Source organism: Gloeocapsa sp. PCC 7428 (assembly GCF_000317555.1).
In the GTDB taxonomy this organism is placed as follows: Bacteria; Cyanobacteriota; Cyanobacteriia; order Cyanobacteriales; family Chroococcidiopsidaceae; genus Chroogloeocystis.
Window position 1 is genome coordinate 3,811,768 of sequence record NC_019745.1, and the last position, 24,059, is coordinate 3,835,826.

Sequence of the window (24,059 nt, forward strand, 5' to 3'; positions counted from 1 at the left end):
TTATCTTTGGCGGCGAGTACCAGAAGTAAGAACTAGCCTAAATGTACCTGTCTTCGTCCGCGTCTGAGCAAATCAGGCATGATTTGCTAATAGTTTGAGAAAAAGAACCATAGAATTGGTATAATCGGCTAAGTTTTACAGGTTTTAGGCAAAATTCATCGAGATACTTCGTCGCTGTTTCTAACAGCTTTATCTTATCGGTTACTACCTTAGTCAAACGCGAGAAGACATTTTTATCTAATTAGAATTCGGTAACAAAAATACATACCTAGAGTCTCTGAGGTATGATAAAGGAAATTTAAGATTATTTATAAACTTTGCATGATATCTGCGAGTAAAACAACAGAAAAATTTGCACTGACAACACCACTTTATTATGTGAATGACCTACCACACATTGGTAGTGCTTACACAACGATCGCTGCGGATATACTAGCAAGATTTGCGCGGTTACAAGGTAAGTCTGTCATGTTTGTGACAGGAACCGACGAACACGGTCAAAAAATTCAGCGCACCGCCGAAAGTAAAGGGCGATCGCCACAAGCTTACTGCGATGAAATTGCCGCAGGATTTGTTGCACTATGGGAAAAACTTGATATTCAGTACGATAGTTTTATCCGCACAACAAGCACAAAACACGAAGCGATCGTTACAAGTTTTGTTCAACGCATTTGGGATCAAGGCGATATCTACAAAAGTAGACAACAAGGCTGGTATTGCGTTGCGTGTGAAGAGTTCAAAGAAGAACGGGAACTATTAGATGGACATCGTTGTCCAATCCATACCAACAAGCAAGCCGAGTGGCGCGATGAAGAAAATTACTTTTTTCGCTTGTCACGCTATCAATCGCAGCTAGAAGAACTATACCAACAACACCCAGATTTTATTCAACCAGAAAGTCGCCGTAATGAAGTTCTCAGCTTCGTTAGCCAGGGACTGCAAGACTTTTCAATTTCACGCGTAAACGTACAGTGGGGCTTTCCCGTACCAGTCGATCCCAAACAAACAATCTATGTTTGGGTCGATGCTTTAATTGGATATATAACAGCCTTACTCGATCCAGAGCAAGAGCCAAATTTAGAAAATGCTTTGAGTCGATGGTGGCCAATTAATTTACATTTAATTGGCAAAGATATCTTACGGTTCCATGCTGTTTACTGGCCTGCAATGCTAATGTCTGCGGGGCTACCAATACCTCATAACCTCTTTGTACATGGCTTCTTAACTAAAGATGGGCAAAAAATGGGCAAAAGCCTTGGTAATACTCTTGATCCCATTGCTTTAGTTGAACGCTACGGCGCAGATGCGGTACGATATTACTTTTTTAAAGAAATTGAATTTGGCAAAGACGGAGATTTTAACGAAACGCGCTTTATTAATGTGCTAAACGCAGATTTAGCCAACGACTTGGGCAATTTGTTAAACCGCACTTTAAATATGGTGAAAAAGTATTGTAACGGAAATGTCCCTGATTGCTCAAGTGACGATATTCCCTCAAGCCACCCATTAAAGGCGATTGGCTTAACTTTGGGCGAAAAAGTTGCACATAACTACGAAGCCCTAGCCTTTAACCAAGCGTGTGATGCTATTTTGTCTTTAGTGAGAGCAGGTAATAAGTTTATCGACGAGCAAGCCCCCTGGACACTTTACAAACAAGGACAGCAGCAACAAGTAGAACAAGTACTCTATACTGTACTCGAATCGATTCGATTAGCAGCCTATTTGCTATCACCGATTATTCCAAACGTGTCCAGCAAGATTTATCAACAACTTGGTTTTTCCATAAACTTTAATGAAAAGTCACAAATTGTTGTGACGCCCTTTAATAGCCATGCCAAGTGGGGGCTATTAAGCGTAAACGAAAAATTAGGCACTCCAAAACCCGTATTCCAAAGACTCGAATTGCTACAAGCAATTTAGTTATCCTTTGATACAACTATACTGGCAACTTAATGATGGCTAAATTAATCAAGTCTTAATATAAGTTGTCATGTCAAATATAACAATCTGGTGTAACATACTTTATCTAAAACAATCATTTCTTTTATAAAAAAGCTTAATAACATCGAGGCATAATAAATCATGTTAAATTTTGAATCGGATTCGATTTTCACGCCTGAACAGGTGCTAGAAAATCGAGGTAGAGTCGCGATTTTCATCGATGGCTCTAACTTGTTTTACGCTGCCCTGCAACTGGGAATCGAGATTGACTATACAAAACTCTTGTGTCGGCTAACAGCGGGTTCTCGGCTGCTGCGCTCATTTTTCTATACCGGAGTAGACCGCACGAACGAAAAGCAACAAGGCTTTTTATTGTGGATGCGGCGTAATGGGTACAGAGTCATTGCAAAAGATTTAGTACAGTTACCCGATGGCTCAAAGAAAGCTAACTTGGACGTTGAAATCGCCGTTGACATGATGGCACTCGTTGATTCTTACGATACAGCAGTATTAGTGAGTGGCGATGGCGATCTCGCTTATGCAGCAAATGCGGTTAGCTATCGCGGTTCGCGGGTAGAAGTTGTCAGTTTACGCACGATGACAAGCGATAGTTTGATTAATGTCTCGGATCGCTATATCGATTTAGAATCGATTAAAGACGATATTCAAAAGACACCAAGACAAGACTATCTCTATCGCCCAATTCCGACAATGGAAATTATTGAGCAACCACCACAAGAAGGAATTATTACACCTGATGGCATATCAAATATTATGCCAACTTCACAAGAGTAAAGAATCACGAGCGAAGATAGAAATATGAATCGTTTCTATCTTTTATTCTCTATTCGCCGTAACGCCACAGCGTCTCTATTGGCAATTGTGTTGGTAGCGATCGCTATGGGCTGCCAAAATCAAAACCAAACCGCGCAAAAACTTTCGCAAGACACAACGACTGTTCAAAAAGTTAACACTGAGTTGACTTTCAACAACGTCGATTTAGAACAAGCAGACGAACAAGGACAAACGGTTTGGAAAGTGAAAGCGGCGCAAGCAACTTACAGTCAAGATCAGCAAGTCGCACAGGTCAAAAATCCGACAGGAGAATTATTTCAAGATGGCAAGCCTGTCTATCGAATTCAAGCCCAAGAAGGCGAAGTTCACCAAGATGGAAAACAGCTATTCCTGAAAGGACAAATTGTAGCGACAGATCCCAAAAGTGGCTTGGTACTGCGCGGTAATGAGTTAGAGTGGCGTCCCCAAGAAGATTTGTTGATCGTCCGCAACCAGTTAACGGGTAGCCATAAACAGGTGCAAGCTGTAGCGCAAGAAGCAAGAGTTTTTAGCCGCAAACAGCGCGTTGAACTGCAAGGGAAAGTTGTTGCTAACACAACGGAACCTGCTACGCAACTGCGCACGGAACAATTGACTTGGTTAATTCCAGAAGAAAGATTGATCGCCGATCGCGCGATCGCAATTGATCGCTATCAAGACAAAAAAATTACCGCAAGATCGACGGCAAATTCGGGTGAGTTCAATTTAAAGACCAAAATTGCGACGTTGAAAGAAAATGCGCAACTTGCACTTGTCGATCCACCTGTACAAGTTGCCAGCAACTCCGCCGTTTGGGATTTAAATACAGAAACTGTTACGACAGATCAACCAGTACGCGTCGTGCATCATCAAGAAAAAATGACGATGACAGCTAGACGAGGGCGGATGGATTTACGACAGCAAATTGCTTATCTTGATGGCGATGTTGTGGGTTCTGGGCAAAAAGGTCAAACGATCAACTCGCAAAGGCTAACGTGGACGATTCCGACGCAGTTAGTTGAAGCCCAAGGTAATGTTGTCTATCGTCAAACGCAACCGCCAGTTAGTTTTACGGGTGATAAAGCTGTCGGGAAACTGCAAAATGAAAGTTTGGTTGTTAGTAGTAGTGGTAGTGGTCGTCGGGTAGTGACGGAGATTGTTCCATAGGGGTATGGGATTGCTAGAAGGGTTTGGCAGTGCCAAGCCCTCACAGTGGACGCTAGCCTCCGTATAAGATCTCGTTGCGGCTGGCTGCCCCAAGCGGGATAGGAGTGCTGTTGGAGAACCTGGGAGCGATCGCGGCGGGAACTGTAGCGGTGACTTGCCATTGCTTTAACAAGCTTTGCAATAGTTGATCTTGTCTTGCGCGTAAGCCTTCGACATTCGTTCCGCGATTGATAATGGCAAACCAAACTAAACCGCGATCGCGTGTGGGTAAAACTCCGGCTAAAGCACTGACATCGCGTAGTGTCCCCGTTTTAATCACCGCAGCTTGGGGAATGCGTCGCGCTTCCATTGTGCCTCGGCGATCGCGTCCTGATACAGGAAATAAATCAGCAACACTCAGCTGTGCAGGGAGTAACTCGCGCTGAATTGCCATTAACATCGCACACGCGGCTCTTGGCGAAATGCGGTTTTCGACTCCTAAACCTGAACCGTTGATCAATTGAATTTCTTGCGGTGGAACTTTGGCAGTGGTTGCTGCTATCGATTGTACTACCTGCGCGCCTCCAAGATTTTGGGCTAGCATTTCTGACATTTCATTGTTGCTGTAAATGTTCATTTCCCTGAGAATTTCAGACAAGGGTAACGAACGATGACGCACGAGCAAGATTTGTTTGGGATTGGGTAAGGATGCGACTTGGACAGTACCTGCGATCGCGACTTGCGGGCGCGGCGTTCCTTGGGGCATTGTCAAGTATTGTACGGTGACTTCACGCGACCAAGTTGCTGCGTTCATCGCTTGCTGTAACAGTTGACCAGCTTGTAAAGGGTTGGTTTTGTAATTCATGGCGAAATTGCCACTCATCACTAAGTTGCCAGTAATTCGCTTGATCCCCATGCGGTTGAGACTATTACCGAGGGCGATCGCTTCTTCCCACACAAAAAATGGATCGCCCCCGCCTTGAATTACTAAGTCTCCTTGCACAATGCCATTGTTGATCGGTCCAGTTGCGCCAACGAGCGTTTCAAATTGGTGATCGGGTCCCCATGTTTTTAAAGCCGCAAGCGACGTCGCCACTTTGGTAATCGAAGCCGCAGGTAAAGGTTGAGTTCCTTGATTGTTGGCAAGTAACACAGGTCCAGACTGCAACCAAATTCCCTGATTGTTTCTCGCTAAGCCCGTAGCTTCTAATTGCTGCAAATACGCTTGTACCGTGTCAGCGGCAAAAGGATGAGAATCAGGTGTTAGAACTAACCCAGGACGGCTATTGAATGTAAAAAAATCCAAAACATCGACGGGTTTAGGTTGTACCCCTGCCATTTCTAACCATAATGAAATGAGTCCTGAACCAAACAGTTGCAGCATTCTTGACTTGCCTCACCAATAAATACCAATCCCAATTTCAGGAGACGATTCTAACTCTATTACGTGTCGATAAATTCAAGTAGAGAGTTTCAATTAGATGAGCGGAAGCATTGCGCTAAAACTGCGCTTGAGAAAATCACTCCGACTTTTCAAGTGTTTTTACAAAAATGCTTGAATTACCATGGCAGTATGCATCTGAGCCAAATATTAATTATCTGTCCGATTTTTAATCTCCAACCTGTAACGTTTAATCTGATAGAATTTTGTAGGTTTCTAGAACTTTGAGCAATGGGAGCGACTCGCGCACGGATCGCAATTGATGCTATGGGAGGGGATTATGCCCCTACCGAAATTGTTGCTGGCGCACTGCGCGCACGGGAAGAATTAGGGGTAGAAGTTTTATTGGTGGGAGATCCCCAGCAAATTAAAGCTGTTCCACATCAAAATCGTTTAGACCAAATTGCTATCATTCCAGCGGAAGGAACGGTAGAAATGCATGAGGAGCCGCTAAGCGCCATCAAACGCAAGCCTAAGGCTTCGATCAATGTAGCAATGGACTTGGTGAAGCAAAAACAGGCAGATGCGGTAGTTTCTGCGGGTCACTCAGGAGCCGCGATGGCAGCTGCGTTGCTCCGCTTGGGACGCCTGCGAGGAATTGACCGTCCTGCGATTGGAGCAGTTTTGCCGACGATGATCGCAAGTAAGCCAGTGCTGATTCTTGATGTCGGGGCAAACGTTGATTGTCGCCCGAAGTTTTTAGAGCAGTTCGCGCTGATGGGAACAGTTTACAGCCAGTATGTCTTGGGGATTACAGCACCAAAAGTAGGGCTACTCAACATCGGTGAGGAAGAATCTAAAGGCAATGACTTGGCGGTAAGAACTCACCAACTGCTAAAAGAGAATAAGCAAATCTCGTTCATTGGTAACGCCGAAGGACGAGATGTCCTTTCTGGTCGTTTTGATGTGATTGTGTGTGATGGCTTTGCGGGTAATGTTCTGTTGAAGTTTGCTGAGGCTGTAGGAGAGGTAGCAATTCAAATTCTTCGCGAAGAACTACCGCAAGGGTTGCACGGACAAATTGGCACCGCCCTACTCAAGTCAAACCTCAAGCGGATCAAGCAGCGGATTGACCACGCCGAACACGGTGGAGGATTGCTCCTGGGTGTTGCGGGAGTATGCATCATCAGTCACGGCAGTTCCCAAGCACCATCAATCTTCAATGCGATTCGCTTAGCGAAAGAAGCAATTGATAACCAAGTTCTGGAGCGAATTCAGTCACAAAATCGCGGCGTAAATCTAGAGGTCAAGGATCAGGGGTCGGAGGTCAGGGGGTAAATTGCGCTAGAGGAAAAGTGAAGATAACAAATCACTCCTCTAGCCACTAACCACTAATCACTAACTCCTAAATCCTCACACCTGCATCTGAACTATGGAGAAGAATGTTGCAAAATTTTGGGGTAGCAATTACAGGGAGTGGTTCAGCCGTACCAACTAACTCTCTCAGCAACGAAGTACTCACGCAGTTAGTGGAAACTTCAGATGAATGGATTGCGACACGAACAGGAATTCGTTCGCGACGCTTAGCAACAGCAAATGATTCTTTGCAAGCGATCGCCACTCAAGCATCTTTACAGGCGATCGCAATGGCAGGCATCGCACCAACCGACATCGATTTAATTATTCTGGCAACTTCAACTCCGGATGACTTGTTTGGTAGTGCGTGTCAAATTCAAGCGGCTTTGGGCGCAACGCAAGCTGTCGCCTTCGATATGACCGCAGCGTGTTCGGGTTTTGTCTTTGGATTGGTCACTGCGGCACAGTACATCCGCACAGGTGTCTATCAAAATATTCTCTTAATTGGGGCAGACATTCTCTCGCGCTGGGTTGATTGGGAAGATCGGCGGACGTGCGTTTTATTTGGCGATGGGGCGGGTGCAGTCGTGATGCAAGCGAGTAACAGCGATCGCTTACTCGGATTTGAACTTAAAAGTGACGGCACGCAAAATCGATGCCTCAACCTTGCCTATCAGCCTCAACCGCAACCACTCGTCAACGATATCGATGTTGCTAAAGGCAATTACCAACCGATCACGATGAACGGTAAAGAAGTGTATCGCTTTGCCGTACAACGCGTTCCAGAGGTCATTGATAAAGCGCTGTTTCGGGCTAATCTCAAGGTAGACCAAATTGATTGGTTGCTGCTACATCAAGCAAATCAACGTATCCTCGACGCTGTAGCCGATCGCTTGCATATTCCTCACCACAAAATCATCAGCAATCTTGCCCACTACGGCAATACTTCAGCCGCTTCAATTCCTTTAGCACTTGATGAAGCCGTACGTGCTGACAAAATCAAAGATGGCAATATTATTGCGGCTTCTGGTTTTGGTGCGGGATTAACTTGGGGTGCTGCAATTTTTTCATGGGGTAGATAAGCCACTTGCTAATTGCTAAAAACATGACTAAGACTGCATGGATATTTCCTGGACAAGGTTCCCAAAAAATTGGGATGGGAATCGATTTATTAGAAATCGACGCAGCTAAAGCGAAATTTGCCCAAGCTGAAGAAATCTTAGGCTGGTCAGTGACCGAAGTTTGTCAAAGTGAGGATGATAAACTCTCGCGTACGCTTTATACGCAGCCCTGTCTTTACGTTGTGGAAAGTCTGCTCGTAGACTTGATTCAACAACAAGGTCAACGCCCCGATCTGGTTGCCGGACACAGCTTAGGAGAATACATTGCGCTCTACGCAGCAGGCGTTTATGATTGGGCAGCAGGCTTAACTTTAGTCAAACGGCGAGCCGAATTGATGGACAATGCTGCGGGTGGGATGATGGCAGCTTTGATCGGCTTTGATCGTGACGAACTCGAAGCGCAAATTCAACAAACTCCCGATGTTGTCTTAGCAAACGACAACAGCCCCGCGCAGGTGGTAATTTCAGGAACTCCTGACGCCGTGAACGCAGTTCTATCGCAAGTGAAATCAAAGCGTGCGGTTCCCTTAAATGTTTCAGGCGCGTTTCACTCTCCTTTGATGGCGGCGGCTGCGTCTGAATTTGAGGAAGTTCTGCGAACCGTTGTTTTTAATCCTGCGCAAGTTCCCGTACTATCAAACGTCGAACCAACTCCCGCTGTGGATAGTGAAGTTATCAAAGAACGCCTGCGGCGTCAAATTACCGGCGCTGTTAGATGGCGTGAAACTTGTGAATGTTTCCGCCAAGAAGGAATCGAGCAAGTTATAGAAATTGGTCCTGGTAATGTGCTAACTGGTTTGATCAAACGTACCCACACTGACTTAATCTTAAAGAATGTTAGTAGTGCGGCAGACCTCTCTGCTTAGCAGTTAACTAAAACTGAGTGGCTAGTGACTAGTGCGTGAGTTTCCAGTTTTGAGTGATGAGTTTTGAGTTAGCCCTCATTTTATTCTTCCTCTACCCCTCTGCTTCCTCTGCCCCTCTGCTTCCTCTGCACCTCTGCTTTTTTACTCTCTGACCCCCAACCTCTGACCCCTGACTCCTCTTTATGGCTCGAAGCCGCGAACCTTTTGTTAGTCTACTCCTGTACTACGCCTTCAAGTGGTCAGTTGTTAATCCCATGCTGCGCGTTTACTTTCGAGGACGTGTTTATGGTGCAGAAAATGTTCCCCAGGAAGGACCATTAGTCGTCGTTAGCAACCATGCAAGTGATTTTGACCCGCCGATTCTATCATGTTGCGTGCGCAGACCAGTTGCTTACATGGCGAAAGAAGAATTATTTCAAATTCCCGTTTTCAGTCGTGCGATTGAGTTATATGGTGCTTATCCAGTTAAACGCGGTTCTGCCGATCGCAGTGCGATTCGCGCCGCTGTAAAATATCTTGAAGAAGGATGGGCTGCGGGTGTTTTTTTGCAGGGAACTCGTACACCTGATGGCAAAATTACCGAACCTAAACTCGGTGCAGCTTTGATTGCAGCTAAAACAAACGCACCACTTTTACCCGTTAGTTTGTGGGGAACGCATAAAATTATGCAAGAAGGCTCGACAATACCGCGTTCGGTACCTGTTACAGTCCGAATTGGTCAGGTTATACCTCCACCAAGTTCAACAGATAAAGCTGAACTTCTCGCCGTAACGCAAAAATGTGCAGATGCGATCGCATCTCTACACGACTTGGGGCGCTAACATTTATTTTTAGTATTTCCTGAGCTTTATTCATGAGCGAACCACCAGCAAAACATTTTTGGGAACGACTCAACAATTCAGTTCTTGTTCGCTTTTTATTACTATTTGCTTGTGGTTGGGCTTCAATTCTACTTTTAGATTACTTTCAAACTGTCATTATTATTTTTACTTCAGCAGCCATCTTAGCTTTTCTACTTAGCTATCCGGTTCAATGGCTGCGACGTTTTTTACCGCATGGCTTATCTGTCGTTGTTGTTTTCTTACTTAGTCTTATTGTCATTGCTGCTCTGACAATTACTGTAGGCTTAGCTGTATTATATCAAGGTCAACAATTAATTGAGAGTGTCACGGCTTTTTTAAATTCTTTAGCACCATTAGTAGGTCAAGCCGAGGCTTTTTTACGCGAACGTAACTTACAAGTCAATCTAGAAGGAATCGAAGAACAAATTCGCAGTCAAGCTTTAGGATTCATCTTTTCTAGTTTAGCAACACTACAGATTTTTCTGGCGAATCTTGTCACAATGATTTTAATCGCAGTTGTCGCCTTGTTTATGCTACTTGATGGCGAACGCCTGTGGAGATTACTTCTAAAATTTGCACCGAAGCAACAGCGATCGCGTTTGACAGGAGTGATTAAGCGCAAGTTTTTAGGCTTTTTTAGAGGTCAGTTTCTCTTAATGGTATTTTTAACAATTTCTAGCTTTTTAGTCTTTGTTGTGTTAGGAGTACCTTTCCCCTTAGTCTTAGCGATCATTATAGGAGTGTTCGATGCTATTCCTGGTATAGGAGCGACTTTAGGTGTCAGCATTATTACTCTGATTGTTCTATCACAAAGTGTTTGGCTAGCTCTAAAAGTATTAGCTGCTTGTATTATTTTGCAACAAATTCAAGATAACTTAATCGCGCCGCGCGTGATGCAAGATTCGCTGAATCTTAATCCTGTTGTCGTCTTTTTTGCTTTATTAGTAGGAGCAAGAGTCGCAGGAATTTTAGGAATTTTTATTGCTATTCCTTTAGCAGGAGTCATTGTTACTTTGTTCGAGATTGATGAAATGAAAGCAGAAGTATAAAAAATACTAGCACTTAGTAATAGAAAAAGTTAATCGCTAACTTCTACTTATTACGAGGTACCAGTATTTTTAAAGTAGTAAAATAAGCATAGATGCCAACATATTTTTGAATAATGGAAGATTTAAGAGCAGAATTAGCAGAAGGTTTAGATGAAGCCGAATGGAATTGGTTAATTCCTCATGTGCAACGAGATGCAGTAATTTTTGTAGCAGAACAACTCGATTTAGTCGATGTGGGAGTAGCGCTTGCGAGTGACAATGTAGCATCAGTGCAAAGCTGGATTGATGACCAACTCATTCATAAACCTTCAGTTACTCAAATATCAGACTGGAATGGCGATCGCACAAAGCGATTTAATAGCTTAATTGTCCAACCCTTCGTTCTCATCCAAGAACTATAGCAGAGGTCAGGAGTCAGAGGTCAGGGTTAAAAATTAGTTAGGGTAGATGATATAACTTGTAACGCTTGCGTTCTCCAAAACTCACTATTCACGGTTCCCTATTTCCTAAACTTGGAAGTGAAGCACCAGTACGCCCAGTTGTTAACCATAGTAAAGCCCTCGCGCCATCACGTAGAACTTTTTCAACAGGTTCAGGCGATCGCTCGGATGGTACAGGTACTGGTTGGAACTCCATTCCTCGGCTTCCTAAGACAATACTGCCGATCACTCTGGCGCGGCGCATATGATAGTCAGAAGTAATGAGATAAATTTTGTTAATTCCTTGAGATTGAAACTCATCAACTAACGTAGTGAAGTTTGTAACCGTATCCACCGCACGATAGTCTAGATGCAAACGACTGAGATCAATTCCTGCATCGGTAAATACACCTTCTGCATAGTCTTTTGGCGTTCCTCCAGAAACCCAAATGGGAATATCGGGATGTTTTCGCGCGAATTGTGCGGCAAATTTCTCGCGTTTCGTAGAACCACCAAGTACCAATATGGCTTGCGGTGGCTCTAACTGGCTTTTGATTTCTTTGTAACCCCACAAAAGAATCAGTGGTAGAACTAGCATGAGATATTGAAACAACCTGCTTTTCGATTTACGTCTGTTCAAGGACGAATAACGTTGCTTTCTCAAATAGCTATTTTTACTCAACAGCACGATTATCTAGATTAGCAGGTAACGGGACTGGCCAGATTCGAACCGGCGACCTAGCGCTTCAGATTTGTGTGAGTTTCCTCACTCTCTGGACTATACCTTCACCATAAGCTGAAAAGCTCTTAGGTGGCGATCGTCTAGTCTCTACACCTTCCCTTGTTCGATTCTTAATTTTAGATTGAGATCAACCTCAAAGCTAAAACCGCAAATCTAGCATTGGGCTTGGCTCGGTATTTCCATAGATTCCAACGACTATAACCTAAACTAATCTAGGCATTTATCGTCAGCTAGCTCTTTAGGATTCACCGATTTTGACCGCATTCATACATAAGGTTTCCCTTACGATGCCCGATATATCAGGAGGCGCTCGCTCTATCCTGCTGAGCTACAGCCCCATTTTTTTAACCATTATAGTCGTAACCAACTACTAAGAAAACTTTTATCAATAGTAGGTATAAATCATTTGTTTTTCTAATCTTTCCTTAAGGTTTTTTTGACAAAAATGCATATTTTAATACAAAAAGTTAGTAAGTAAATTAACTCAGCAGTTGCAGCAAACTGGAAAAGCTACTCAAGCTTTAGATCGTTGCTAGTGTCTATTGCTACTTAATAGTTTGCCAAAAACCTTCGGTATGCAGAATTGGCAAAGTGCATTAAGGTACTAGGAATTGATCCAACTTAGAGGTGCCGTGCTAAGCAGTAATTCCTAATTTCTGGCAAGGCAGGCAAATACTAGGGAGACAACCGAAATGCTCAAGCAACTTTTGACAGGTAGTTCTGCTCTTGCTTTTTTGATAGCAAGCAGTGTCGCGGTAGAAGCAAGACCAAAAGAACTGATGTTGCAGGCTCAGTTGGAAGAAACACCGACCACAATTCCTGCACCGGATGCCTCCACAACTCCTCCTGGCACTGGTACAAGCCCTAACCCTGGCAGCACGACTCCCAGTCCTGATGGTTCTATAACCCCTCCTGTACCAGGCACCCCAACAACTCCCGATACTGGTACGACTCCTGAGTCTGATGGTTCGACAATTCCCGCCCCCGATGGCACAACAACGCCGGATGCTGGTACAACGCCTGAATCGGAAGATTCGATAACAACTCCTGATGGCACAACAGCGCCGGATGCTGGTACAACGCCTGAATCGGAAGATTCGATAACAACTCCTGATGGCACAACAACGCCGGATGCTGGTACGACGCCTGAATCGGAAGATTCGATAACATCTCCTGAGGGTTCGGTCACGCCTCCTGCACCCGATGGCACAACAGCGCCGGATACTGGTACGACGCCTGAATCGGAAGATTCGACAACAACCCCCGATAGTTCTACGAACCCAACTCCAGACGCAGCGACTACTAACCCAAGTAGTTCTGGGACTGTAGCTTGTGAACCTATTCCTATGGCAAGCCCCAGTGGAGGAGCGACTAGAGAAAGAATTCAAGCCCAGCAAGCTTGCGGTCAGCCGCTGTAATTTCTGTGCTCAAGTTGCAACAGAAATTAAGAGTCCCCCACATCCCCTTCCCCTTCTAGAGGAAAAGTCCGCTGTGACGCGGACTTTTTTTTTGAACAACTCCAACATTGACTCTAGTTTGAATACCAAGTTGTACCCCAAGAACCGCCACCTGTTTCTAAACCGCACAGCGAACTATATGCAGTAATAATTGATTGCTGGGAATAACGCGATCGCACTTCTAAGCGCACCTCACCCCGCATCGTATCTTTACACGCGAAAATCAAACCGTTTTCTGTCGGCGCGCGTAAGGGAGTTCCAGGCAAATCGGTAGTTCCCGTGATAGTCACCTCGTATTCAGAATTTGTCGCTTGCATTTGCCAACTACCCCAAGGTTGTATTTGCCAAGAAACTTGCGAGTTCCAGGGAACAAATTCGTAAAACTTACCTTGATAGTGAACGCCAATCATCGCCACCGATTCCATCCACCACAACACGCCCCGTCTACCGCCACCAGCAGTTAAAGCTAAGTCAGGTTCGCCTTCAAAACAATTGCAATTCACCCAAAACCACTTTTTGGGAAAAGCACCACCCCAGTTTTTTTCTCCATACGCGGGCGCATTGGTAAATTCGTAGCGCTTTCCATTCCAATCGATCCAACCAGAGGCTAACCCGTGTGCCATTAAAATTTGCCACCCAGGTTCAAAGATGGGCAAAGATGACAAAAAACCAGCGGTTGATTGTTGCGGTTCGCCTTTATCTCCCCAGCCATAGATTGGCTGAATTTCATACTGCCAGCGACAATATCCAGTCGCAGGATCGTGCAAAATTCCTTGATTAAGTGTGGCTGTGGCTTGGTAGCCTTCTTTAACATAATGGTCAAATTCAGCGGGAAGTAATAAATTCGGCTGCGTGCGTAAATCTGTTTTACCCCAATGACCTAATTCGAGTTTGGCTGGATTTGCCCAAAAACCTTTGACATCGGGGAAAGTCCGCCAGAGATATTCATCGTCAGGACCAAGAATTTGCGCTGCACCGCCACTGTAAGGTTTACCTCCGATCGGGTCTTCAATTGAGTACATGAAAGCAAACGTCTGACCGCAATCAGGTAAAGTGACGCGATAATACCAACCTTCAAAAAAACGGCGATCGCTACCGTCCCAATGGTAGCCACTGTGGGGTGTTTGCGTTGAGTTCAGAAAATTGTTGGGAATACTAAGCATAAAAGCAACAAGCTAATCCTTTACCAGTATGCGCGATTGCCTGCATTGGAGTTGAAATGAACAACATCGGTCAATACTACGAAATTCTCGGTTTGAAACCTGGTGTGTCGCTTGCTAAGATCAAGCAGGCTTACCGAAGCTTAGTGATGGCTTGGCATCCAGATCGCTTTCCGCATCATCCGCAACTACAGCAACAAGCCCAAGAGAAAATCAAAATTATTAACGAAGCCTATGCAATTGTTAAATCATGTCAAACTCTTGCTGACCATCAACATTGTTTAGGACAAGGTAATGCAGGCGGTTCTTTAGACCGAGAAATATACTATAAAATCATCATATTTTCATGGACACTTTCATGGTTTATTTTAGTTGTACTTAGTAGTTATCAATAGTTGATTTTTGTAGAAGCGTACTAAGTTACGTGCTTAATAATATTAGTATTAATTATTCAACACGATATAAATTCAGGATTTTCATCAAAGCTGATAAGTTTTAGGTTTGCTGGATTAGCCAGGAGATCTTTTGCTGCTAAATATCCAGCAATACTCCAAGTTTGATATCTTCTTGATTCTTTACCAATTAGTCGCCCATTTTTTCCATCGTAATATTCGGGCCATCGATCTTTCCCTAAACGTTCCTCTGCGATCGCGATCGCTTTTTGGGCAAGTTCTTGGCGATTTGTTTTGATCGCTGCCGCAGTTAACATCCATAGTAGAATAGGCCAATTGCCGCCGTTGTGATACGACCACGGTCTATTTTTGGGATCGCATCCAGTAATAATGCGCCAGTCGGCACCTTCGACCGCTGGAAAGCAGATTTTCACCGGCATATATCCCACTAAATCGTGCCAACGTGCTTCAATTAAATTCATGATTTGTTGTGATTCTTCTTCGCTGGCTAGTGAAATTAAAATTGCCATCAAATTTCCCAAGGCAAAAAAGCGAAAATCCATCCTACCAGGTCCTAAATTTCCTGCTAAATAACCGCCGTTTTCTGGCAACCATTCGGTTAACCAAGGTGGAATAGAGTCAGCATAAATGTTAAATTTATTAGCAATTTCTTGACCAAATTCCTCACCAGAAAAGCGATAAATTTCATTCAACCGTTGTAAATTTAACCAATAATATTCGCGTACGTGATAGCCCAAGCTTCCTAAGCGGTGTTTCACAGCATTAAGGTATTCGTCGCCATTGTTATCTGGTAAAAGTAACTCTTTTGCTGCGCGTAAAGCTGCATAAAATAGAACTTGAATTTCTAAAGGATGACCGTAAACACCCATGCGTCGGTCAATCATAAAAGCGCCATCGGGAACTAGCATCGTTGGGTACATAGCAAAGCGATGTACCAAACATAAGTCGAGAATAAGTTTAATTCCTTCTTGAAAATCGGCTTGATGCGCTAGCGCTAGATCTCCGGTTGCTTTAACATACGCACGTAACAACACGATCCACCACAAACAGCAATCGACTGGAGGGACGCGGGCGATCGCGTGTTCGCCAAAATCAGCAACCAAGCGTTCTTCACCATCAATGTGTTCTACTTTAAAACTCGCAGGCATTAACCCAGGTCCAGGACTAAAACAGTCCATTTGCTTTTCATGACTTTGGAGTTTGAGCGTCACCAGTAAAAAATCACGCACAATCTCAAATTGTCCTTCAGTTAAGAAAGCGATCGCTGAAACAACAAAATCGCGTACAAAGCACTGGTCATAATTGAGTGCTTCCATCTCAGGATCGTTTGCTGCAATTGTACCAACTGGACGCCCTTGATAATACAGAAGTGATTTATCTAATAACTCTCTTGCCTCTTGCATTAATTCATGGCTAATGTCGCTGGCTGTCATCTTTTTAGAACAATATGATAAGTGTGAACTGATATCTTTTATCTTGTTCAGTCGAGGTAAATCATCTTCACTTAGTCGTAAAAGCACTAAATCCTTGTCTAAGTTTTGACTTGGTAGCGCACTAATCTCCGCACATTTTCGCGTGAGAGTCCAAGTTCTTGAGCGATCGTCGTTTCGATTTGATTAAAGTCAGTAACGGGAAAGATGAAATCTAATTTTTTCAAGACAGAATCTTTCGTCAAGACTTCGACTTTAGTAAAACCTTGCTGCTGATTGATTTCTGCTTGGATCACAACTACCGTGACCGAAAGATGAACTTCAAGTTGAGTATCGGCTTCGAGTTGAGTCGTTGTACCATAGGGACGACTTAGTACATGATCTGTTAGCGCACTCGTGGCAAACCAGAAAGCACATCCAAGTAGCGGTAGAGCTAGCCAAAACTCTAGCCCCAGTGAATACAATGCTCTTAAGGAGCGAAGTGAAATAATACGGCGGCGCATAAGGGAGGCTGGGGGGATCTTTCCGATGGCAGAAGTGCGCTGGAGCGTAGCTTTTCTACTATGGGCATCATTCGTAGGCGATCGCGCTGTATGAGAATCTTACTCGTAGAAGACGACCCCGCGCAATTAGAACCGCTTTACGCTGCTTTGTCGCAAGCCGGACATATTGTCGATGGTGTTGATGATGGCGAAACTGCGCAGTGGTTATTATCGCAAAAAGAATACGATTTACTTATCTTAGACTGGCTACTACCACGCGTTAGCGGCTTGAGTTTATGTCAGCAATTTCGCCAAGCGGGTAAAACGGCTCCTGTGTTGATGTTAACAGCAAAAGATACTACAGCCGATAAAGTTACAGGTTTAGATGCAGGCGCAGATGATTACTTAGTCAAGCCGACAGACATTGTGGAACTTTTAGCGCGAGTTCGGGCTTTAGGCAGGCGATCGCCGCTGTGGCAAGGCGATACATTGCGCATGGCAGATCTTCAATTGCACCTCAATAGTCTTGCTGTCGAACGAAATAATACAATTGTGCAACTATCTACGCGGGAATTTCAGCTATTAGAATACTTCTTTCGTCATCCGCGTCAGGTACTCACCCGCGATCAAATCGAAGAAGCGTTATGGGAATGGGGTACTGAACCTGAAAGCAACGCGGTAACAACTTTAGTTCGCCGCCTTCGCCAAAGGTTACAAACTATTAATGCAGCCGAGTGGATTGAGACAATTTATGGTATGGGATATCGTCTGAATCCACCCGAAGAAGAGGAACGAGGATTGAGAAGTGAACGGCTAGGGGTGAGTGACTAGTCGTTAAGCGCAAGTGAATAATAAAAACACAACCCTGAGTCCTGATCCCCGACCCCTGATTTCTAGTCATGTTCAATCGCAGTCGTCGAAATTTAGCGCGGTGGTTTACGCTTTCGATGGGGAGTATTCTCGTCATCTTCGCTGCGGTTGTTTATTATCAGGAAGTCGAAGACGAACTTGAAATTGTCGATCGCCTACTTTACAAAAAAACGCGCGCGATCGCGGCTAATGTTGATTATCGTTTTGAACAAGGACAGCGACGTGTTGATTTAGAAAATGTCCCTTGGTTAGGAAATAGTCCCTTACCTGCGGATACCGAGTTAGTTTATGCTCGATGGTATAACTCGCAAAGGCAAATTGTCCGTTTTTTTGGCACACCTCCACCACCGCAACTCACAACCGCGATCGGTTTTCACACGATCAAAGACACTGACTACTTAGCACCGCAAACACTGTATCAGCCCTGGCTGCGTCAAGTCACATTAGCCGTTGAGAAAAATGGGACAGTCATTGGCTATCTGCAAATTGCAACGCCTTTAGCCGCAGCCCAAGATTCGCTGAGTCAGCTACGGTTGTTTTTGGCGTTAGCAGTACCAATCACAATATTTATCATTGCACTCACAGGTTGGTTTTTGGGAGGACTAGCAATGCAGCCAATTCGTCAGGCTTACTTCCAATTACAGCGCTTTACGGCTGATGCTTCACATGAGTTACGCACACCCCTAGCCGCGATTTTAAGCAATGCACAAGTCGGGCTACTTTCAAGCGATCCCGATCAGCAACGTTTGCGTCTAGAGAAAATTGTAGAAGTTGCCAAATCAATGAGTAGCTTAGTCAGTAATTTATTATTACTGGCTCGACAGCAAGGAGCAATTGCACCCGAAGCCTTGCAAGAAATTGACCTAACTCAACTGCTACAAGAATTAGCACACCATCAAATAGAACACAACGCAGAAAAACAGAGCTTTACGGTCGATTTACCACCGTATTCAGTTAAAGTACTCGCCGATGCAAGTTTGATTCAGCAGGCTGTTATGAACTTACTCGATAATGCCTTCAAGTATACTCCGGCAGGCGGCATTCAGTTACGTCTGACTACTCAATCGCGGTGGGCGGTTATTGAAGTTGAAGATAGCGGTATTGGTATTCCTGCGGCAGATTTACCGCACGTTTTTGAACGGTTTTATCGTGTTGATACCGAACGTGCTAGGAAAAACGGTGGATTTGGTTTGGGACTTGCGATCGCGCAGCAACTTGTAGAAGCGCATGACGGGCAAATTAGTGTTAGTAGTACCTACACTCAAGGATCTACTTTTACAATCAAATTACCGCTTAAACCCTGCTGAACCTGTCATTTTCTTGTCACAAGGATCGTTGTTAATGTTGAATAAGCTTAGAGGCAGCTTAGTTTTCATTTTGGGATATATACTGTCACCACTATCGTGGTGGAATGATTTATTTTTTAATTTACCAATTGCCTACTTTATTGGTTATATTTTTAGTTTATTTCATGCAAATTTATTTTTACCTTTTTCAATAGCAGGCTACTGGGTTTCTAATGTCGCAGGCTTTTTGTTGATGCAATTCGGGGCTACAGATGTTCTCAGTCAGTCAAAACGGAACTTCAAAAAAGAGCTACTCATTGGCTTGATAGCCTCTACGGTTTATATATAGCGATCCTATTTGAGTTATGAAAACTGGTTTTTAACGAACCACAGAGACGCAGAGAACGCAGAGAGAAGAAGAAAGGGAGGTATTCGCAAATGAATTAGGACTGCTATAGTTGTTATTCTATTACTGATGCAATTTGATATTCTAGAAAACCCGCTATTGAGTCATTAGTAAAGGAAGTTAGTGATATGAATCAAGATATCATTGTTATGCGAAGGTTAAGAAAAAAAGACTAAGAATTCAAGAAAAGCTGTACTCATTTCTTGCTTTTAAGTTATGTCTTTTCAGTTTCGTAAAGACAGAAGCTTTGTGCTTGTGCAAGCTGAATTTCATAATTCTCTACTCTCCCCTGCAACCTTGTACCCCTGCTCCTCTGCTGTCCTATACGTACAAACTTTAAAGCTAATAGTATTATCAGGAGGTTCACCTTGACTGAAGACTACAATGCTAATCTCCCTCAAGCTGTATCGCGGGAAGAACTGCGCCACCTTGTACAAATGCAGTTGCAAGCACTACTTGAACAACAAAACTTTCAAGGTGCGAAAGCTTTACTCGTACCCGTACAACCTGTAGATATTGCTGAAGCGATTGAAGGGCTACCAGAAGCGATGCAGGCGATCGCATTTCGGTTGCTATCTAAAGATGAGGCGATCGAAGTTTATGAATATCTCGATCCTGTTATTCAACAAAAGCTAATTGAGGAATTCAAACATCAAGATGTTTTAGATATTGTTGATAAAATGTCGCCTGACGATCGCGCGCGTTTGTTTGATGAATTACCCGCAAAAATTGTCCGGCGACTGCTAACGCAACTAAGTCCTGAAGAACGCCAAGCAACTTCTTTACTTTTGGGCTATAAGCCTGATACTGCTGGGCGCATCATGACTCCAGAGTATATTTCTCTCAAAGAGGGTATGACCGTTGCTCAAGCACTAGAGCGCATTCGCAGTGTTGCCAATGTTACCGAAACAATCTACTACTTATACGTTTCCGATGCAGCACGACGACTTGTTGGAATCTTATCATTAAGAGACTTAGTAACAGCCCAACCCCATCAAACAATTGGTGAGGTAATGACGCGGGATGTCGTGTACGTTTATACCGAAACCGATCAAGAAGAAGTTGCACGCATTATCAAAGATTATGATTTCTTAGCAGTCCCCGTCGTCGATGCTGAACGGCGTTTAGTCGGGATTGTAACGGTTGATGATGTTATTGATATTTTAGAGCAAGAAACAACCGAAGACATTTATACGCTGGGTGGCGTTCAATCAGGTGGCGGTAATTATTTTCAAACCAATTTATTTACTGTCGCGCGCAAACGCGTCGTTTGGTTATTCGTTCTCTTAATTACAAATACAGCGACAGCGGTAGTGATTCAAAACGAAGAAGAAGTCCTTGAGCAAGTTGTCGCACTAGCCGCATTTATTCCGTTGTTGATTGATACTGGGGGTAATGTAGGATCGCAGTCTTCTACGGTAGTTATTCGCGGGTTAAGTACCAACGAAGTACAACCTAATAAATTCCTGAGAGTCATATCGCGAGAAACACTTGCTGGGGTAGTTTTGGGCGTTATGCTAGCGGTTGTCGTCACCGTATGGGCTTATTTTCTTCAGGGTAATCTTGCGGTGGCGATCGCTGTCGGAGTGAGTTTGTTTGCGATCGCGATTTTGGCTTCTTTCGCCGGTTCAGCGTTACCGTTTTTGTTTCGTTCGCTCAAACTCGATCCCGCTTTAATGTCAGCACCATTTATTACAACTGCGGTTGACGTCTTAGGAGTTTTAATTTACTTGTGGACAGCACGATTAATTCTCGGATTGTAAAGCTGACTTCGTGCAGAACACTGTTATGCCCCCTGTGGGGATGTTAACCTAAGTATAGTGTCGGTACTTTGTGGGCTATATGCGGCATCGTTGGGCGCTTCAAGTACCTACATTACCGAAATTACGTATTTGAGGAATGTAAATTGGTTGCCATCCCCGAAAAACAGCAACAAGCATTTGCCCATTCTAGCAACGACCGAGTTGCCGTCTTGCTGATGGGCTACGGCGAAGTCGAAAGTTACGAAGATTTTGCTAACTATAACGAACAAGCTTTAAATCTACTAACAGCTAAATTCGCTCCAGTACCAACGTGGATTTATCCGCCTTTAGCGAAAGTACTGGCGCTATTTGACCGACATGAATGGGGTCATCAACACGATCACTTCATTTCACCCCACAATGCTATTTTTGAGCAGCAACGCGCCGGAATTGAACAGCACTTACAACAACAGTGGGGCGATCGCATTCAAGTATTCAAAGCATTTAACTTCTGCGCGCCGTTTCTCCCTGAACAAGTCTTAACAGACATTAAAGATCAAGGTTTTGACAAAATTCTTATTTACCCGCTACTCGTTGTCGATTCAATCTTCACGAGTGGAATCGCGGTTGAGCAAGTTAACAAAGCGTTAGCAAAGCTTGCAGACGGTGACGAACATTGGGTGAAAGGACAACGCTATATTCCTTCTTTCTATAATGAACCTGCCTATATTGATTTAATGGCGCGTCTTGTTGAAGAAAAGATTGCGACTGATTTAGCCGCAGCTTACTTACCTTCACAAATTGGCATCGTGTTAATGAATCACGGCTGTCCGCATAAAGCCAAAGGATTCACCTCTGGAATTACAGAAAGTGAAGCACTGTACGAACAGGTAAGAGAACAATTAATCTACCGCTATCCGCTGATTTCTGTTGGCTGGCTGAATCATGACACGCCGCTGATCGAATGGACACAGCCCAACGCCACACAAGCTGCAAAAAACTTGATCGAACTTGGTGCTAAAGCAATTGTATTTATGCCAATTGGCTTTGCTACCGAGAATCATGAAACTTTACTCGATGTCGATCATATCATTCATGCACTACAGCGCCAGCATAAAGATGTTACTTATGTGCAAATGCCCTGTGTGAATGACCATCCAGACTTTCTAAAAATGGCAGCCGAGTGGGCTAACCCTCAAATTGCTGCTTTACTCTCAGAACAAGCGATCGCCATTAACCCTAACTTAGCAGCAGCGCAGGCGCATCACCACCATCACCACCATCATCACCACTAAAAAGTACGGGTAAGGCACTGCCTTACCCCCACAAAGCACTGCCTTACCCCCACAAGGCATAATTTATCTACCAAGCTTTATTCTCATCAATCTCTAATAAACGAGGCTCAGTAATAATAATGCTCCATCCTTGACGCAGTATTTTCCCTTCTATTGCTAATTGTTGCAGCATTCGCGTCACTGTCACCCGTGTCGAGCCAATCGTATCGGCTATATCCTGATGAGTAATGGGTAAATCTAATAGCCGCCCCTGCTTAACATCACAACCAAACTTTTTGTCTAGCCAAACAAGAAACTCCCACAGCCTTAACACAACTGATTCTCTGCGGATGATGCAGATTAATTCATCGGTTTGTTGCATCTGCCGTACGATATCATTCAATATGCCATCCCATAAATTAGACGGCACGCTGGTACACTCTACATCAGTTAAGCATTCGATTTGAAGAGGCTGAATACGCGATATTGCTTTGCCTACGATTTCACCAGGTTTCCAATAACCTAAGACGATTAATGTTCCATCTGCCGTCCAAGTAGATGTACGTACAGCACCGCGTTCAATTCTCCAGAGAATGTCTGTTTGAAGTGGAATTTGTTTTCTGCGACGAAACCTGTACTTCTGTAGGGGCAGAAAAGGCGCTGAACCTGCGTCGGGCATTGCCATACTCTCTTACTGCAAAAAGTTACAGGTTAGTACACTATATAAGCACGCTATTGCACTTAATATCGACAAGCAATAGTAGTTTCACGGAAATCTTTTGATGAAATCCTAGAATTTCTCAAGATAAACCCTAAAAATACGGTTGCAAAATATACAATAGATATAGTATAATTGAAAGCTTACATGAAAAAGTTTTATCTCAAAAAAACTCTCAGAGAACCTAGTAAGCAATTTATTCACAATTGAATAACTCGTAATTCGTAATGAATTGATTTAGGTTTTAAGGCTCACACTTATCAATGAAGTAATAATTACCGTCTAATTGGTAATTCAATTAATTCTCAAGTTCCTAAACGTATAACAATTACGAATTACGAATCCTGATACTATGCAACGCCTTGCAGCTTACGCGTATTTTCTACTAAACTTTGAGCGAATTGATCGAAACGTTGAGAAATTTTTTCGTCCAAAATTTTGCCGTCAGAACCGAAAGCCTTCCACGCTTGTCCGATCGCAACTTGTTCGGGAATTACCCACGCGTGTACCCAACGCATAATGACGCGTAAATCGTTCAAAGCATTACTATTAGATTGACCTCCCAATACGCTGATTAGCCCGACAACCTTACCATCTAGCTGCTCAAAACTCATCAAATCTAGAGCATTTTTTAAGACACCACTCACACTTCCGTGATACTCTGGAGTTGCCAAAATTAAGCCGTCGGCTTGCTTAACCGTATTTTGTAGTTTGACTACATCAGGATAATCGGGATAGCTATCTTCTCCGTTACAAAATGGTAATTCCATTTGCCTAAGATCAAGAATTTCTACTTCTGCTCCCAAAGCTTCTACGCGCTTTGCTACTAGTCTTAAAGCACTTTGGCTATAAGAGTCTGGTCTTAAACTACCACCAATTCCTACAATTTTTACCATCGAGTTGCTCCTTGAGGGAATCTACTTAAACATTAATTATTCTCAACAATTCTGAATTACGGTTATCCAATCTCGTTGTGGAGCAAAGTACTCTATGTATGCAACTTATGTGCTTCTCGTAGCGACTAAATAATTAGTTGCAGTTACAGAAAAGCGTAGTCGTAATGAGTATGACTTAATTATAGTCAATATGCTGACATTGTGTCAAACCCGAAGTTTTGCCAGCAAAAGAACTTGAAGTATCGGTAA

Annotated in this window: 23 protein-coding genes; 16 read left to right on the forward strand and 7 right to left on the reverse strand. The window is 43.7% G+C overall.

Going from position 1 to position 24,059, the window contains the following annotated elements; genetic code table 11:
• Window positions 1–321: 321 nt before the first annotated feature.
• The 3 genes from metG to lptC all read left to right on the forward strand — a co-directional run bounded on the left by metG (window position 322) and on the right by lptC (window position 3,921).
• Entirely contained in the window at window positions 322–1,920 is a 1,599-nt protein-coding gene (metG, locus tag GLO7428_RS16975) for a methionine--tRNA ligase (RefSeq protein WP_015189801.1), read from the forward strand.
• Window positions 1,921–2,082: 162 nt separating this feature from the next.
• The gene (locus tag GLO7428_RS16980; RefSeq protein WP_015189802.1) at window positions 2,083–2,736 is read left to right on the forward strand and encodes an NYN domain-containing protein; all 654 of its coding nucleotides are present in this window, start codon (window positions 2,083–2,085) and stop codon (window positions 2,734–2,736) included.
• A gap of 24 nt (window positions 2,737–2,760) precedes the next feature.
• Window positions 2,761–3,921, forward strand: coding sequence for an LPS export ABC transporter periplasmic protein LptC (gene lptC, locus GLO7428_RS16985; protein WP_015189803.1), 1,161 nt, complete (start codon window positions 2,761–2,763; stop codon window positions 3,919–3,921).
• A 52-nt stretch (window positions 3,922–3,973) separates the two neighbouring features.
• Here the strand turns inward: lptC and GLO7428_RS16990 are convergent, their stop codons facing one another.
• Window positions 3,974–5,284, reverse strand: a complete 1,311-nt coding sequence (locus GLO7428_RS16990; protein ID WP_015189804.1) for a D-alanyl-D-alanine carboxypeptidase — start codon at window positions 5,282–5,284, stop codon at window positions 3,974–3,976.
• 288 nt (window positions 5,285–5,572) lie between these two features.
• Here GLO7428_RS16990 and plsX point away from each other — a divergent pair, with 288 nt between their 5' ends.
• From plsX to GLO7428_RS17020, 6 genes are all read left to right on the forward strand, one after another.
• Window positions 5,573–6,619: a phosphate acyltransferase PlsX gene (gene plsX / locus GLO7428_RS16995; RefSeq protein ID WP_015189805.1), complete on the forward strand. Its 1,047-nt coding sequence runs from the start codon at window positions 5,573–5,575 to the stop codon at window positions 6,617–6,619.
• 104 nt (window positions 6,620–6,723) lie between these two features.
• Window positions 6,724–7,719 (forward strand): beta-ketoacyl-ACP synthase III, encoded by a 996-nt coding sequence (locus GLO7428_RS17000; RefSeq protein WP_015189806.1) that lies wholly within the window; start codon window positions 6,724–6,726, stop codon window positions 7,717–7,719.
• A 23-nt stretch (window positions 7,720–7,742) separates the two neighbouring features.
• On the forward strand, window positions 7,743–8,624 hold the full coding sequence (gene fabD / locus GLO7428_RS17005; protein ID WP_015189807.1) for an ACP S-malonyltransferase: 882 nt from the start codon (window positions 7,743–7,745) through the stop codon (window positions 8,622–8,624).
• 182 nt (window positions 8,625–8,806) lie between these two features.
• The gene (locus GLO7428_RS17010) at window positions 8,807–9,445 is read left to right on the forward strand and encodes a 1-acyl-sn-glycerol-3-phosphate acyltransferase (protein ID WP_015189808.1); all 639 of its coding nucleotides are present in this window, start codon (window positions 8,807–8,809) and stop codon (window positions 9,443–9,445) included.
• Window positions 9,446–9,477: 32 nt separating this feature from the next.
• Window positions 9,478–10,515, forward strand: a complete 1,038-nt coding sequence (locus GLO7428_RS17015) for an AI-2E family transporter (RefSeq protein WP_015189809.1) — start codon at window positions 9,478–9,480, stop codon at window positions 10,513–10,515.
• Between the two features lie 113 nt (window positions 10,516–10,628).
• Window positions 10,629–10,916 (forward strand): DUF2288 domain-containing protein, encoded by a 288-nt coding sequence (locus GLO7428_RS17020; protein ID WP_015189810.1) that lies wholly within the window; start codon window positions 10,629–10,631, stop codon window positions 10,914–10,916.
• A gap of 88 nt (window positions 10,917–11,004) precedes the next feature.
• Here GLO7428_RS17020 and GLO7428_RS17025 read toward each other — a convergent pair whose 3' ends face one another.
• Window positions 11,005–11,622 (reverse strand): YdcF family protein, encoded by a 618-nt coding sequence (locus GLO7428_RS17025; protein WP_196797382.1) that lies wholly within the window; start codon window positions 11,620–11,622, stop codon window positions 11,005–11,007.
• Between the two features lie 746 nt (window positions 11,623–12,368).
• Here GLO7428_RS17025 and GLO7428_RS26110 point away from each other — a divergent pair.
• Window positions 12,369–13,094 (forward strand): hypothetical protein, encoded by a 726-nt coding sequence (locus GLO7428_RS26110; protein ID WP_015189812.1) that lies wholly within the window; start codon window positions 12,369–12,371, stop codon window positions 13,092–13,094.
• A gap of 113 nt (window positions 13,095–13,207) precedes the next feature.
• Here GLO7428_RS26110 and GLO7428_RS17035 read toward each other — a convergent pair whose 3' ends face one another.
• The gene (locus GLO7428_RS17035) at window positions 13,208–14,296 is read right to left on the reverse strand and encodes a tocopherol cyclase family protein (RefSeq protein WP_015189813.1); all 1,089 of its coding nucleotides are present in this window, start codon (window positions 14,294–14,296) and stop codon (window positions 13,208–13,210) included.
• A 56-nt stretch (window positions 14,297–14,352) separates the two neighbouring features.
• Between GLO7428_RS17035 and GLO7428_RS17040 the strand changes: the two genes are divergently transcribed.
• Window positions 14,353–14,688: a J domain-containing protein gene (locus GLO7428_RS17040; protein ID WP_015189814.1), complete on the forward strand. Its 336-nt coding sequence runs from the start codon at window positions 14,353–14,355 to the stop codon at window positions 14,686–14,688.
• Between the two features lie 56 nt (window positions 14,689–14,744).
• On the opposite strand, the gene GLO7428_RS17045 is transcribed toward GLO7428_RS17040, so the two are convergent.
• Together GLO7428_RS17045 and GLO7428_RS17050 are read right to left on the reverse strand one after the other, a co-directional pair.
• On the reverse strand, window positions 14,745–16,139 hold the full coding sequence (locus tag GLO7428_RS17045; protein ID WP_015189815.1) for a glycoside hydrolase 100 family protein: 1,395 nt from the start codon (window positions 16,137–16,139) through the stop codon (window positions 14,745–14,747).
• Between the two features lie 98 nt (window positions 16,140–16,237).
• Window positions 16,238–16,639: a hypothetical protein gene (locus GLO7428_RS17050; protein ID WP_015189816.1), complete on the reverse strand. Its 402-nt coding sequence runs from the start codon at window positions 16,637–16,639 to the stop codon at window positions 16,238–16,240.
• Between the two features lie 90 nt (window positions 16,640–16,729).
• Between GLO7428_RS17050 and rppA the strand changes: the two genes are divergently transcribed.
• From rppA to GLO7428_RS17075, 5 genes are all read left to right on the forward strand, one after another.
• Window positions 16,730–17,449: a two-component system response regulator RppA gene (gene rppA, locus GLO7428_RS17055; RefSeq protein WP_015189817.1), complete on the forward strand. Its 720-nt coding sequence runs from the start codon at window positions 16,730–16,732 to the stop codon at window positions 17,447–17,449.
• A 68-nt stretch (window positions 17,450–17,517) separates the two neighbouring features.
• Entirely contained in the window at window positions 17,518–18,795 is a 1,278-nt protein-coding gene (locus tag GLO7428_RS17060) for a cell wall metabolism sensor histidine kinase WalK (protein ID WP_015189818.1), read from the forward strand.
• 34 nt (window positions 18,796–18,829) lie between these two features.
• Window positions 18,830–19,123 (forward strand): hypothetical protein, encoded by a 294-nt coding sequence (locus tag GLO7428_RS17065; RefSeq protein WP_015189819.1) that lies wholly within the window; start codon window positions 18,830–18,832, stop codon window positions 19,121–19,123.
• A gap of 425 nt (window positions 19,124–19,548) precedes the next feature.
• Window positions 19,549–20,943, forward strand: coding sequence for a magnesium transporter (gene mgtE, locus GLO7428_RS17070; RefSeq protein WP_015189820.1), 1,395 nt, complete (start codon window positions 19,549–19,551; stop codon window positions 20,941–20,943).
• 143 nt (window positions 20,944–21,086) lie between these two features.
• Complete coding sequence (locus GLO7428_RS17075; RefSeq protein WP_015189821.1) at window positions 21,087–22,217, forward strand: ferrochelatase; 1,131 nt, start codon at window positions 21,087–21,089, stop codon at window positions 22,215–22,217.
• Between the two features lie 67 nt (window positions 22,218–22,284).
• On the opposite strand, the gene GLO7428_RS17080 is transcribed toward GLO7428_RS17075, so the two are convergent.
• Together GLO7428_RS17080 and GLO7428_RS17085 are read right to left on the reverse strand one after the other, a co-directional pair.
• Window positions 22,285–22,881, reverse strand: coding sequence for a Crp/Fnr family transcriptional regulator (locus GLO7428_RS17080; RefSeq protein ID WP_041918673.1), 597 nt, complete (start codon window positions 22,879–22,881; stop codon window positions 22,285–22,287).
• A 383-nt stretch (window positions 22,882–23,264) separates the two neighbouring features.
• A complete protein-coding gene (locus tag GLO7428_RS17085) occupies window positions 23,265–23,810 on the reverse strand; it encodes an NADPH-dependent FMN reductase (RefSeq protein ID WP_015189823.1) in 546 nt (181 codons plus the stop codon).
• Window positions 23,811–24,059: the final 249 nt, after the last annotated feature.

Coding starts and splice junctions, on each gene's coding strand:
- GLO7428_RS26110 (WP_015189812.1), top strand. CDS start 12,369: ATGCTCAAGCAACTTTTGACAGGTAGTTCTGCTCTTGCTTTTTTGATA.
- GLO7428_RS17000 (WP_015189806.1), top strand. CDS start 6,724: ATGTTGCAAAATTTTGGGGTAGCAATTACAGGGAGTGGTTCAGCCGTA.
- GLO7428_RS17050 (WP_015189816.1), bottom strand. CDS start 16,639: ATGCGCCGCCGTATTATTTCACTTCGCTCCTTAAGAGCATTGTATTCA.
- plsX (WP_015189805.1), top strand. CDS start 5,573: ATGGGAGCGACTCGCGCACGGATCGCAATTGATGCTATGGGAGGGGAT.
- GLO7428_RS17085 (WP_015189823.1), bottom strand. CDS start 23,810: ATGGTAAAAATTGTAGGAATTGGTGGTAGTTTAAGACCAGACTCTTAT.
- lptC (WP_015189803.1), top strand. CDS start 2,761: ATGAATCGTTTCTATCTTTTATTCTCTATTCGCCGTAACGCCACAGCG.
- GLO7428_RS17040 (WP_015189814.1), top strand. CDS start 14,353: ATGAACAACATCGGTCAATACTACGAAATTCTCGGTTTGAAACCTGGT.
- GLO7428_RS16990 (WP_015189804.1), bottom strand. CDS start 5,284: ATGCTGCAACTGTTTGGTTCAGGACTCATTTCATTATGGTTAGAAATG.
- GLO7428_RS17045 (WP_015189815.1), bottom strand. CDS start 16,139: ATGACAGCCAGCGACATTAGCCATGAATTAATGCAAGAGGCAAGAGAG.
- GLO7428_RS17060 (WP_015189818.1), top strand. CDS start 17,518: ATGTTCAATCGCAGTCGTCGAAATTTAGCGCGGTGGTTTACGCTTTCG.
- rppA (WP_015189817.1), top strand. CDS start 16,730: ATGAGAATCTTACTCGTAGAAGACGACCCCGCGCAATTAGAACCGCTT.
- GLO7428_RS17035 (WP_015189813.1), bottom strand. CDS start 14,296: ATGCTTAGTATTCCCAACAATTTTCTGAACTCAACGCAAACACCCCAC.
- GLO7428_RS16980 (WP_015189802.1), top strand. CDS start 2,083: ATGTTAAATTTTGAATCGGATTCGATTTTCACGCCTGAACAGGTGCTA.
- GLO7428_RS17065 (WP_015189819.1), top strand. CDS start 18,830: ATGTTGAATAAGCTTAGAGGCAGCTTAGTTTTCATTTTGGGATATATA.
- fabD (WP_015189807.1), top strand. CDS start 7,743: ATGACTAAGACTGCATGGATATTTCCTGGACAAGGTTCCCAAAAAATT.
- metG (WP_015189801.1), top strand. CDS start 322: ATGATATCTGCGAGTAAAACAACAGAAAAATTTGCACTGACAACACCA.
- GLO7428_RS17010 (WP_015189808.1), top strand. CDS start 8,807: ATGGCTCGAAGCCGCGAACCTTTTGTTAGTCTACTCCTGTACTACGCC.
- GLO7428_RS17015 (WP_015189809.1), top strand. CDS start 9,478: ATGAGCGAACCACCAGCAAAACATTTTTGGGAACGACTCAACAATTCA.
- GLO7428_RS17020 (WP_015189810.1), top strand. CDS start 10,629: ATGGAAGATTTAAGAGCAGAATTAGCAGAAGGTTTAGATGAAGCCGAA.
- GLO7428_RS17080 (WP_041918673.1), bottom strand. CDS start 22,881: ATGGCAATGCCCGACGCAGGTTCAGCGCCTTTTCTGCCCCTACAGAAG.